This window comes from Roseinatronobacter ekhonensis, assembly GCF_900499075.1.
In the GTDB taxonomy this organism is placed as follows: domain Bacteria; phylum Pseudomonadota; class Alphaproteobacteria; order Rhodobacterales; family Rhodobacteraceae; genus Roseinatronobacter; species Roseinatronobacter ekhonensis.
Window position 1 is genome coordinate 1 of sequence record NZ_UIHC01000014.1, and the last position, 11410, is coordinate 11410.

Sequence of the window (11410 nt, forward strand, 5' to 3'; positions counted from 1 at the left end):
TGATCAGAGCTTGAAGCTCAGCACGGTCGGCGGGGCCAAGGTAAAGGCAAATGTCATTGCGTCTCATGTCCCGAATATAGCACATCAGGCCCTCAATGGGAATCCTGTGTCAGGTGGGGAACACTAGATATCGGCATAGTACAGCGCGCTTTCAGCCACTGCTGGCGCGGAGTGGTATGTCATCATTCCCGCCGGACGGAACAAGCCAGAGCCGCCGAGCATGGTCGCCAGATCAGCCACCATCGGATGGGGTGAATTGCCAAGTTTCACGGTGCAGTCGGGAAAGGCCACCCCGGCGGTTTTCGCACTTTCCAAGGTCATGCAGGCAAACTGTCCGAACACATTCCGCCGCGACGCCACAAGCCGTTGCGACGCCGGATTGGTCGCCGCATGCGGATACAGGCTGAAATCGATGATCTCTGACTGGTTGGACCCGACAACCCCCGGCCCACCGACAAGATCATCCACCGACAGGCTGAACAGCGCGCTTGTCGCAGGCTCCGCCACCGGCGCCGGAATTGTAAACTCCCATGATGTTCGGCCGGGATTGTTCGGGGCCGGATTCTGGTAAATGAACGGATAGGTCATGACCTTGTTTTCACCAAAATTATGCATGCCCCAATAGACCGCGATCCGGTCATCACAGGGCACCCATAGGCGGTAATTTCCAAGCGTCTTGGTATGGTCGCGCCCTTGTATGAATTGCGAACTGGTCAGGCCGAACGGCGTTTGTGCCGTTTTCGCCGTCGCGTAGGACACGATGTTGATCTCGCATTCATGGGTCGGTTCGATGCCCATGCTGGCGGGTGCCGGATCGGCATAGGTGATGGGCTTCAGGATATCAGCATAGGACTGCGGGTCATTGACCCCGGAATCGGACGAATAGCTCATGAAATTGATATTCATCAGCCCGTAGTCCTGCCCACCTTCCGCCAGATCATCAAAGGGAAACGCCGCCAGAGCGTTGGACTGCTTGGCCAGAATCTGGTTCAGGGTTGCGATTGGAACCTTTAGGTAAACCCAGATGGCTGAAAACGACCCATACAGAAAGGGCGGGTTTCCGACGGCGGGAATCTTGTCGCTGACTGCATTGGCTTTGGCCATTCGTCTCTCCTGACTTGCGTGTTTCGGGCCTTTGGATGCCGATGCTTGCGACCCAGCCCTGTCGCGTTATGCGCCCCCTGTCGACGGCCCTGTCGGGATCGTTTCCAGCAAACGACGGGCCTTTTGATGGTCCAACGTTAACCCGCCATCCTGCAAAGCTGGCAATAATTTTTCCAATTTCGGTGCCGCGTCAGAGCAACCGCGAAGCTTGTGTTGCAACCCTGTCAGGCTGGTCAGGGCGCGGGACTGAAGCGCAACGCTCCCGCATTCCCCCGCTATTGCTGCGGCGGATTGGAAAAGCGCTTCGCTTTGGCCGCCATTTTCGGACGTCTGGGCGAACAAGATCTCGCCGCGCAGTCGCAACAATTCGGGCAACCAGAACCGCTCGTTGGTTTCGTCGCAAAAGCTTCGGGCTTCGTCCAGAATGCCAAGTGCCTTGTCATGCTCGCCATTGGCCGCCAGCAGGTCTGCCTGAAGATACAGAAAGTAGCTTAGCCCCAGGCGCGAGCGGGTATCCTTCCAGTCTGCAATGCCGGCGCTCAGCTTTTCCACGCCGACATCATACGCGCCGCATAGATGCGCGCGCGACCAAGCCGCGATCACCTCTGTCCAGCCGATCCAGAATTGGAAACCGTGCCGTTTTGACAGCACGAACGCCTCTTGCGACAAGTCCAACGCACGTTGCAGGTCGCCGCAGAAAGCATGCGTCCAAGATGCAAAGCAGATCGCAAAGGCGGTCGAAAACGGGTGTCCGGTCTGTTTGGCGGTTGTCATGGCTTCATCCGAGACGCGCCGCGCCGTATCGGCATGCCCCAACTGCCAATGCGCCCAGCTTGCATAGCCCAGCGCCGCAACCTTTATATCCACCACATCGAACTTGAGCGCCTCTGCGCGCTCTTCATCCGTCATCCCGGACTCGATCACATTGGACAAGGCATCAAGCGCGGCATGGGGTTCACCGCAATAAAAGCTGGCCGCTCCCTTGGCGCGATAGCCCGCGGCCATTATCAGGCGGCTTCCGGTCGCGCGCGCCATCTCTGCCAGATTTTCGCCGTGCTCGATGGCTTTGGCATAGCGTGCACCCAGCAGATGATACCGCATCAACCCGTATGTCACGGGGAAGATCGCAAAATTATCATGCTGATCGCGTGCCAGTTCGCGGGCGCGTTCATACGAGCGGTTGACATGTTCATGCGAATAGCCAAGTGCGGCGGCCTGCGGCACAGCCAGCATGACCAGCAATTCGAATTCCTGCGCGTCGCGTGCATCGCTATGCGGGGTCTTGGCCAACGCCGCCAACGCGTTTTCCAGATGGTTGATCGCCTCCAGACTGGCCGATGACGCAAGCGCACGTTCGGCAGCGGTCACGAAAAACGGGAAGGCGCGCGCGTGCTCGCCACCGGCGGCGTAGTGATACCCAAGACTTTCGGGTTCATTGCTGCATACGTCCGGCATATGCTCTTCCAGCGCGTGCGCAATACGCCGGTGACACTCGTGCTGCGCCGTCTTGAGCAGTGATTGGTATGCCGCATCCTGCACAAGGGCATGTTTGAATTCGTAGCTTGCCTGTGTGGAACTGCCCTCACAATAAATCAGCTCTGCATCCAGCAACTGGTCCAGCGCGCCGCGCAGTTGGGCATCCCGATACCCAGAGACATGGCGCAGCAGGTCATGCGAAAAGCGGCGGCCGATCGTTGCAGCGATCTGCGCAATTTCCTTGGCGGATGGCGACCGGTCCAGACGCGCCATCAGCGAATCCTGCAAAGAGGCGGGGATCGCCTGTTCCATGTTCGCGCCACTCATCCGGTAGCGACCATCGACATCCTCTACCCACCCGGATTCGAGCACCATCTGGGTCAGTTCTTCGGCATATAGCGGAATGCCGTCCGCACGCTCTACAATCTGTTCCAGCAGACGCCTTGGCAGTGTTTTGCCGCCCGTCATGGCGTTGACCAGATTGATGACTTCGGCCCTGCGAAACCGGTTCAGGGAAAGCGATGTGACATGCGACATGCTCTGGAAGGGCGGCTTGTAATCCGGGCGGAAGGACAGCAACAGCAGCCACCGCTTGGTCTTGAGCTGTTCGATGAAATGCGAAATGACTTCCAGCGTGGTCGGATCGCACCAATGGACATCCTCGAATTCCATCAGCAAGGGGGTTGCGTCCGCCAGTGACTGGTAGAAATCCAGAACGGCAGAGAATGTTGCGCGCTTTATCTCTTCGGGGGCATGGGCCAGCCAGTCCGCCGTCGTATCCGTTTCGACCCCCAACAGGTAGGACAGGGCCGGCAGATGATGCGCGTGACCTGGCCGCAGGGCGTCCTTGATCAGTTCTAGGTTTTCGCTGCTCGCGGCCTCCTTGCGCAGCCCGAAGCGCCGCTGCAATTCCTCGGCAATCGGATGCATGGCCGAATGCTGGTGAAAGGCAGAGCCGAAAAACCGGACAATATTCATGTCCTCGTCGCCCAATTGGCGGTTGAAGCTGTGCAGGATGCGGGATTTTCCGACACCTGCCTCGCCGCTCAGCATCATCACCTGACCATCGCCGCTTTTGGCGGATGCCCAATGCTGCTGAATCAACCCAAGCTCTGCGGTGCGGCCGATCAGGGGGCGGGCATTTTCCCTCTGACTGCTGGACAAGGTCGTGCCGTCCAGCATATCGCCAGTAACTGAAAAGCAGTTTACAGGCTTCGAGAACCCTTTCAGGTCATGGGCACCAAGGTCGGTGAACGCAAATAGCCCTTTGGTCAGGTTGTGCGTGGTCCGGCTGACGACGATCTGGCCGGGCTGGGCAATACCCTGTAGTCGCGCCGCGAGGTTGGGCACATCACCGATCACCGAAAGCTGTTCGCCCAAGGCCCCGGCCCCGTCACTGCCGACGACAACCTGCCCGGTATTGATCCCGATGCGCAGGTTCAGCTTCACATTCAGGGCGGACAAATCGGGATGGCCACCAGTGATCGACCGCAGCATGTCCAGCGCGGCGCGAATGGCGCTGCCAGTCGCATGCTCATAGGCCACAGGGTAGCCAAACATGACATTGATGCCATCGCCCAGATACTGCATGACCGTGCCGCCGTGGCGCGCAACGATCTCAGAGCAGATTGCGCGGTAGGTCGCCAGAATGGCACGCAGGTCTTCGGGATCAAGGGCTTCGGCAAGCTGGGTAGACCCGACAAGGTCGCAGAACAGAACCGTCAACTGGCGGCGTTCCGCAGCCCTTAGCGCCAGATTGGACGACAATGGCTCGGCCACCGCCCTGTCACCACCCGCGTGACCTGCCGCGTCAAGAGAGGTCTTGGGCCGCGCGCCCGTATCAGTAGCTGTTCCACATTCAGGGCAAAACCGGTTCTGCGGTTGCAGCACCGCCGCGCATTCGCGACAGGCCAAAATGGCTGCAAGCCTGCTCCCGCAATGGTCGCAGAACTTGGCAGTTTCGCCGCACTCGTTTCCGCAAGACCCGCACAACAAAGACCAAACAATCCCAAGTTGTCTTACCTAGGGGAAACCGTGACGCGGCCAAGACCCTCGGTCAAGTCTAGAATTCGCCCGCCTGAGCAAGGCTTTGTGCGCAAACGACGCCTACCAGGTGCGACAGGCGGGGCGCCGGGTCCGTTGCGGCGCGCAAGCCCGGACAACCCATCGCCGCCAAAGAAAGATTTTGATTTTCGTCTGGCGGGCTGTTTTACACAGTCGGGAATGACGAAGGGCCGACAATGGGGAATTTTTCGACCGACCAGCTTTTCGATGCCGCTGGCTTGGCTGGCGTAGTCCTGTATCTCGGCTCTTACGCGCTGTTGCAACTTGGCGTTTTGCGCGGGAACGGTTACGCTTATGCGACCCTCAACCTGTGCGCGGCCAGCATGGTTCTGCTTAGCCTGACCGTCGCATTCAACCTGTCATCGGCAATCATCCAGATATCTTGGATCGTCATCAGCATTCTGGGCATTGCGCGCTTGGTCTGGGTCAACCGCAGAGTCCGCTTTTCCGATGAAGAGCGCGGCTTTCTGGCCGATGCGTTCCCCGACATGCCAGCCCCGATTGCGCGCCGCTTTCTGGACAGCGGAACCTGGATCGATGCCGAAGCAGGCGGCCAGCTTATCGAAGAGGGCGAGCCGGTCCAGAACCTGTTTTATCTGGCGCGCGGCAAGGCCGAGATCAGGTCCGGGGGCAAGCCGATCAGCACAGTGGAGTCCGGCTTGCTGGGCGAAATGAATGTGCTGACCAGCGGCCCGGCCTCCGCCTCTGTTGTGGTGGTGAATGCGGCACGGGTTTTCGTGATTTCCGGCGACACGCTCCGACGGATGGCCGCACGCGACTCCGAGTTTCGGATCTTGCTGGAAAACGGCATGAGCAGCGATACAGGGCGCAAACTGATGCGGGCCAATCAACGCCTGTCGACGATGACCGGGGATCGGGCATGAGTGTCGCGACAGTGCTTGCGGGGCTGGTCCTGTTTCAGATTAAACACTACTTGGCCGATTTTCATTGGCAGACCCCGTGGATGCTGTCGACCAAGGGGTTTTATGGCCATCCGGGCGGCTTGGCCCATGCCGGTCTACACGGCCTGCTTACCCTGCCTGTGCTGGTTGTAATCGCACCCGTCATGCCGGTTCTTTTTGCGCTGCTGATTCTGGCCGAGATCGCGGTGCATTATCATATTGACTGGATCAAGGCGCGCCAGACGACCCAGCGGGGGATACATGAAAACAACCCTGTGTTCTGGCGTTTGCTGGGGCTGGATCAGGCGGCTCATCAGCTCACCTATATCGCGATTATTGGCGCGCTGGTCACGTTCGGGCCGTAGAATGTCCGACCCATGACTGCAGCGTCAGAATCCCGCACGTTCAATCCGTAAAACCATGACTAAAACCAGCGCTTGGCCATGCACGGCGCTAGCGGACGTTGTCGCGCAGTGCTTTTCTTTTGCGAACAGATTGGCATAGTTTCCCGCATCGGACCGATGCGATAACCCCGGCACTGGGAAAACATGGACAGTGAGCGCAAGACCTCGAAGGATGCGGCAGTAAGACGGAAGCTGGAAAAGCTGATCGCCGAAGGTCGACATGGCGACAGACTGCCCAAGGTGCGCGACCTCATGGTCGAATTCGCGACATCGCAAAGGGTTGTCCAAAGAGCGTTGGAGCCGCTGCTCGGACTTGGATTGATTGACGCGAAGCCGGGCGCGGGGTTGCGGATCGCACAGCACCAAGATGCACCCGAAACCGCCTATAGCGTTGATTGCCTGATCTTGTATCGGGACTCTGAAAGCAGGCTTGCACGGCGCTTGCTGATAGAATTGGTCAATCGCCTGCGCCGCAATGGCTACCGGGTCGAAATGAAAGGCTTTGACGACGAAGCCGATGTGCTGGACCATATAGATCGGCGCGGACGGGTTCGTTGCTGCCTGCTGCAAACCAATTTCGAGGTCGTTTCCGTCAGGTTCCTTGCCCGTATTCTGGAATGCGCCGATGCGCTGGTCGTGGATGGCGTGTCGGTCACCGGCATTGATGCGGATGTAATCGGCACCAACTGGCGCGAGGCGCTTTCGGTCGGATACCGGATACTGCAAGATCGCGGGCATTCGCGAATCGGGTTTCTTACCTCGGCACATGACGCACGCCAGATCGCGATGGCGCGGCGAGAGTTTCTACTTCTCAGCGGATGGGAGGGGCCGTCACCCCATCCCCGCCTGTATACAGTCGGGGCGTTGCCGGGCTCCTACCGTCATGCCGATCTGGTCCGCGCCCTGCCCGACAGCGCGACCGAACCCGATGCCTCTACAGCCCTGATTGTCTGGGGGCTGGTCGAGGGACACATGCTGGACGCCGCGCTTCAAGAAAAACGCCTGAAGTCGGGGGTGGATGTCAGCCTTCTGCTGCTTGGCAGCGTGGATGTGCCGTCCGAGCATGTCAGCCGGTTCGATATCGTCGGCAATTCGGACCGCGAAAAGCTCGACCTGTTCACCGAGGTTGTCACGGCACGTCTTGTGGGAAGCACAGAGCCGCCGCGCACGCATTACCTGCCGATCTATACCCATATGAACGGTTCTATTCAGCTTCTGGATGCCACAACGCGCGACTAAAGTGAGTATAAGTTACGTTTTCACATGACTTATACTCACCTATCATCGACCCCAATGGATCGCAGGGGGCGTCATGGCATCATCCAAGCCGGGCTTTGGAATAGCAATCATCGGCGCGGGCGAGCGCGGTGTCTATTTCATCGGCAGCCGCATTGCCGAAGCGGCCTCTGACACGGGGCTTCGGGTGGTCGGCGTCTTTGACAGGTTGACCGACCGCGCGACTTTGGCCGCCGCGCATCTGAGCACGATTTACGAGTCTGGCGGACTGGACCATCAGGTGCAGGTCTTTGCCTCGCTTGAAGACGCGTTGGCGGACCCGTCGGTAGATCTTGTCATCGTGACCACCCACACTGACAGCCACCGCGAACCTGTGGAACGCGCCGTCGCCCATGGCAAACGGGTTTACCTGGACAAGCCGATCTCTGTCACGCTCAGCGATGCAGAGGCGATCGCACGATCCGAACGCAGCGCGGGTCAGCCGATCATGATGGGCTTCACCCGTCGATATGAACAACCATGGATCGAAGCTGTGAAAATCGCGCATGGTGGCCGTATCGGAACGCCGCGCATGGTGCTTTTGCGCTCGATTATCCCCTACACCCGCTATTTGCAGCTTTGGCATCGCAACGAGGCGCGGTCTGGCGGTGCCCTGAACGACAAGGGGTCGCACCATTTCGACGTTTTGAACTGGATCGCGGATGGCGCGCGGCCCGTCCGGGTCACAGCGACAGGCGGTGTGTCGGGCATCTTCGCCCCCGATCCGACCGCGCCCGCGCGCTGTAGCGAATGCGAACGCGATTGCCCTTACCGTCGCCATGAAACCCTGATCGACAAGTTCGAAGGCATCGGCCGCGTCCCGAATGATAGCTGGCGCACAGCGCATGCCGTTCATGACCGCAACGATACCTGCGTCTATCATCCGGGCGCGGATATAGACGACCATGCCGTTGTCACCGTGCAATATGACAGTGGTCTTGTAGCGACCCTATTCTTCGCGATTTTCGGACCTTGGGCAACGGATCAGGAAACTCTGGAAATCGTCGGCGACAGTGGGCGTCTGCGGATGGAGCGTCATAGCGGCGACATCGACCTTGTCGAAAACCATGGCCACGCGCGCTCCGGGATTCAATTTCCAAATCCGGACCGCGCATCGTCGCATTACGGCGCCGACCGTGAACTTGTGCGCAAGCTGGAAAAATTCTTGCAGGGCGAAGTGCCTCCGGTGGGTGTGGCCGAGGGGCTTGCCTCTTTGCGACTGGTGACAGCCGCGCAGATCAGCCTGTCCGAAGGTGGCCGCCCGGTCGACCCGCGCGAGATGCAGGTCGAGGAGGCGGCCCAATGATCAATGCGTCCCTGCCAGAGCGTTTGTGCCCGCGCGCCACGGCTCTCGGGCTGCGGGCCTTTTATGGCGACATCCACAACCATTCCGACCTGTCCTATGGCCATGGCGCCTTTCCCGACGCTTTGAAAAAGGCCGCGTTGCAACTGGATTTCGTGTCGGTCACAGGCCATGCACATTGGCCCGACATGCCGGTGGATGACCCTTCGGTTGCCCACATTGTAGAGTTTCATGTGAAGGGGTTCGCCAAGCTGCGGGCCGCATGGCCGGATCACTACGCAGTGCTGCGCGCGGCGGATGATCCCGGCACATTCACGGTCTTTCCGGGATATGAGATCCATTCTGCGGCGCATGGCGACTACACGATCGTTCTGGCCGACCTGGCGGACGGACCGCTAGAGTTGGCCGATGACCCCGCTGCATTGAAAGCGGCGCTGGATGCCCGATACGGCGCGCGCGCTTTCGCCTTTCCGCACCATATCGGCTACCGCACCGGCGCGCGCGGCATCAACTGGGACAGTTTCGACCCGGACCTGTCCCCTTTTGTCGAGATGCTGTCGATGCATGGTTGCGCAGAGCAGTCCGAAACCGAACGCGGCTACCTGCATTCCATGGGGCCGGTGGACGGGCAGTCCACCATGTCCCATGGGCTGGCGCTGGGGCATCGCTTCGGTATTGTGGGCAATACAGACCATCACAGCGGGTTTCCGGGGTCTTACGGGCATGGCCGCATGGCGCTATATGCGCCCGAACATGACCGCGATGCGTTCTGGACCGCGATGCGGGGCCGGCACACCAATGCCCTGACAGGCGACCGCATCCATCTGCTGGCGCAGATCGGCAGCAGCCTTCAGGGCGACTATGTTGCCGCACAGGATGAAGCGACACTGGGGATAGAGGCCGTAGCCGGTGGCGCGGTCGACAGCATCGACGTAATCCGCAACGGACGGCTCTGGCACAGGATCAGCCCGGCAATCACCCCGCAGCCCATCGACCCCGAAAGCGCCGAGACCTTGATCCATCTGGAGATGGGCTGGGGCGCTCGGGGCCTGCGCCACGACTGGGACGGAACGCTATGGCTGGAGGGTGGTGATATCCGCGCGGTCGAACCGCGCTTTCGCGGACCAGAGATCGTATCGCCTTTAGAAGGGCAGGATAGTGGCCACGCCATCCCGCAGATCAGCATGGACGGACACCGCGTTCGCTTTGCCGTGACCGCCGAGGCGAACCCCAACAACACAACCCCGGCCATGCAGGGACTGATGCTGCGCGCGGCCTTGACGCCGGATGCCGTTATCCAAGCATGTCTTTGCGGACAAGATATCCGCATACCGGCGGCGCGGCTGTCGCAAGGTGCCAAAAGCGGCAATCTTGGCCCGATCGACAGCCCCGCATGGCGGTTTCACCAGTTGCCCCGCATAGCGGACTGGCAATGGCACGGGGACGTGCCTTTGGGCGCGCTGTCCTCTGGCGAAACGATCTATCTGCGACTGAGGCAACTCAGCGGCCAGATGGCATGGACTTCACCGATCTTCGTTCGATGAAGTTGCACCACCAAGAAGACCATAATCACGACAGGAGGTAACAATGACACTGATAAGACATCTCATGACCGGACTGGCGGGCGCGGCCTTGCTGGCGACCGGCGCAATCGCCGAGGACCTGACGATCGTTCACGGGTCCGTCGGTCGAGACCAGGAAGTTCTGCGCAGCCAGCTTGACAAATTCGAAGCGCAGACGGGTCATACCGTCACGATCGTGTCGATGCCCGAAAGCACGACCGACCAGTTTGGCCAGTACCGGCTGTGGCTGTCCGCGCAATCGACAGATATCGACGTTTACCGGCTGGACGTGATCTGGGCCCCACAGCTCGCCGAGCATTTCGTCGATCTGACCGAGGCGACCGCCGATATCCGGGACCAGTTCATTCCCTCGACGCTAGAGGGCCAGACGGTTGACGGCAAACTCGTGGCCCTGCCGATGTTCATCGGCGCCCCTGCCCTTTATTACCGGCAAGATCTGCTGGAAAAATACGGTCAAGAGGTTCCAGCCACGTGGGCAGAGCTGACAGAGACGGCGGCACTGATCCTTGAGGGCGAGCGCGCTGAAGGCAACAGCGATTTGCAAGGCTTCGTGTTCCAGGGCGCTGCCTATGAAGGGCTGACCTGCAACGCGATGGAATGGGTCGCAAGCTATGGCGGCGGTAATTTCGTCGAACCCGACGGGTCCATCGGCATCAACAATCCGCAAGCCGCAGAGGCGCTGACCCTCGCCGCGTCCTGGATCGGAACCATCGCGCCCGAAGGCGTGCTGAACTACAAAGAAGAGGACGCGCGCGGCGTGTTCCAGTCCGGCAATGCGATTTTCATGCGCAACTGGAACTACGCCTATGCGCTGGTGCAGGGTGATGACAGCCCCGTCAAAGGCATGGTCGGCGTCACCCAACTACCCTCGGGCGGAGAGGGGATGTCGTCTGCCGCAACACTGGGCGGCTGGGAACTGGGCGTCTCGAAATATTCCGAGCACCAGGAAGCTTCGATCGAGTTGATCAAGTTTCTGACCAACTATGAGAACCAGAAGGAACGTGCGATTGTCACATCGCGCCCACCGACCCTGACCGCCGTGTATAACGACGCAGATGTGGCCGCAGAGCAGCCGTTCATCCCGCTGTGGAAGCCGGTGCTTGACGGGACGCTGGCGCGACCTTCGGCAGCCGCGAAACGCAAGTATAACGAGGCGTCTTCGCTATTCTGGACTGCCGTGCACAACACGCTGTCCGGCAATGGCGCGGCAGAAGAAAACCTGTCGCGGCTAGAGGCCGAACTGACGCGCCTGCGCGGTCCGCGCTGGTAATCAGCCTTGATCCCTGTCCGGGCGGCCCA

General features: G+C 60.0%; 8 protein-coding genes and 1 pseudogene. 6 read left to right on the plus strand and 3 right to left on the minus strand.

What is annotated here, in order from left to right:
* Window positions 1–123: 123 nt before the first annotated feature.
* From ROE7235_RS08635 to ROE7235_RS20930, 3 genes and pseudogenes are all read right to left on the minus strand, one after another.
* The gene (locus tag ROE7235_RS08635; protein WP_121094671.1) at window positions 124–1104 is read right to left on the minus strand and encodes a hypothetical protein; all 981 of its coding nucleotides are present in this window, start codon (window positions 1102–1104) and stop codon (window positions 124–126) included.
* Window positions 1105–1170: 66 nt separating this feature from the next.
* The gene (locus tag ROE7235_RS08640; protein ID WP_245963915.1) at window positions 1171–4359 is read right to left on the minus strand and encodes an ATP-binding protein; all 3189 of its coding nucleotides are present in this window, start codon (window positions 4357–4359) and stop codon (window positions 1171–1173) included.
* Window positions 4360–4443: 84 nt separating this feature from the next.
* Window positions 4444–4575, minus strand: a pseudogene (locus tag ROE7235_RS20930) (double zinc ribbon domain-containing protein); the annotation flags it as partial.
* Between the two features lie 245 nt (window positions 4576–4820).
* Between ROE7235_RS20930 and ROE7235_RS08645 the strand changes: the two are divergent.
* From ROE7235_RS08645 to ROE7235_RS08670, 6 genes are all read left to right on the plus strand, one after another.
* A complete protein-coding gene (locus tag ROE7235_RS08645; RefSeq protein ID WP_121094675.1) occupies window positions 4821–5528 on the plus strand; it encodes a Crp/Fnr family transcriptional regulator in 708 nt (235 codons plus the stop codon).
* Window positions 5525–5911, plus strand: coding sequence for a DUF3307 domain-containing protein (locus tag ROE7235_RS08650; protein WP_121094677.1), 387 nt, complete (start codon window positions 5525–5527; stop codon window positions 5909–5911). The genes ROE7235_RS08645 and ROE7235_RS08650 overlap by 4 nt, the downstream gene beginning before the upstream one ends.
* Before the next feature lie 183 nt (window positions 5912–6094).
* Complete coding sequence (locus ROE7235_RS08655; RefSeq protein WP_121094679.1) at window positions 6095–7189, plus strand: GntR family transcriptional regulator; 1095 nt, start codon at window positions 6095–6097, stop codon at window positions 7187–7189.
* Window positions 7190–7262: 73 nt separating this feature from the next.
* Window positions 7263–8531 (plus strand): Gfo/Idh/MocA family protein, encoded by a 1269-nt coding sequence (locus ROE7235_RS08660; protein ID WP_121094681.1) that lies wholly within the window; start codon window positions 7263–7265, stop codon window positions 8529–8531.
* Window positions 8528–10072, plus strand: a complete 1545-nt coding sequence (locus ROE7235_RS08665; RefSeq protein WP_121094684.1) for a PHP domain-containing protein — start codon at window positions 8528–8530, stop codon at window positions 10070–10072. Before ROE7235_RS08660 ends, ROE7235_RS08665 begins: the two co-directional genes overlap by 4 nt.
* Window positions 10073–10115: 43 nt before the next feature.
* Window positions 10116–11381, plus strand: a complete 1266-nt coding sequence (locus tag ROE7235_RS08670; RefSeq protein WP_121094686.1) for an ABC transporter substrate-binding protein — start codon at window positions 10116–10118, stop codon at window positions 11379–11381.
* Window positions 11382–11410: the final 29 nt, after the last annotated feature.

What these genes read in the sequence shown, in the direction of transcription:
- ROE7235_RS08635 (WP_121094671.1), bottom strand. Translation starts at nt 1,104, where the DNA reads ATGGCCAAAGCCAATGCAGTCAGCGACAAGATTCCCGCCGTCGGAAAC.
- ROE7235_RS08645 (WP_121094675.1), top strand. Translation starts at nt 4,821, where the DNA reads ATGGGGAATTTTTCGACCGACCAGCTTTTCGATGCCGCTGGCTTGGCT.
- ROE7235_RS08650 (WP_121094677.1), top strand. Translation starts at nt 5,525, where the DNA reads ATGAGTGTCGCGACAGTGCTTGCGGGGCTGGTCCTGTTTCAGATTAAA.
- ROE7235_RS08655 (WP_121094679.1), top strand. Translation starts at nt 6,095, where the DNA reads ATGGACAGTGAGCGCAAGACCTCGAAGGATGCGGCAGTAAGACGGAAG.
- ROE7235_RS08660 (WP_121094681.1), top strand. Translation starts at nt 7,263, where the DNA reads ATGGCATCATCCAAGCCGGGCTTTGGAATAGCAATCATCGGCGCGGGC.
- ROE7235_RS08665 (WP_121094684.1), top strand. Translation starts at nt 8,528, where the DNA reads ATGATCAATGCGTCCCTGCCAGAGCGTTTGTGCCCGCGCGCCACGGCT.
- ROE7235_RS08670 (WP_121094686.1), top strand. Translation starts at nt 10,116, where the DNA reads ATGACACTGATAAGACATCTCATGACCGGACTGGCGGGCGCGGCCTTG.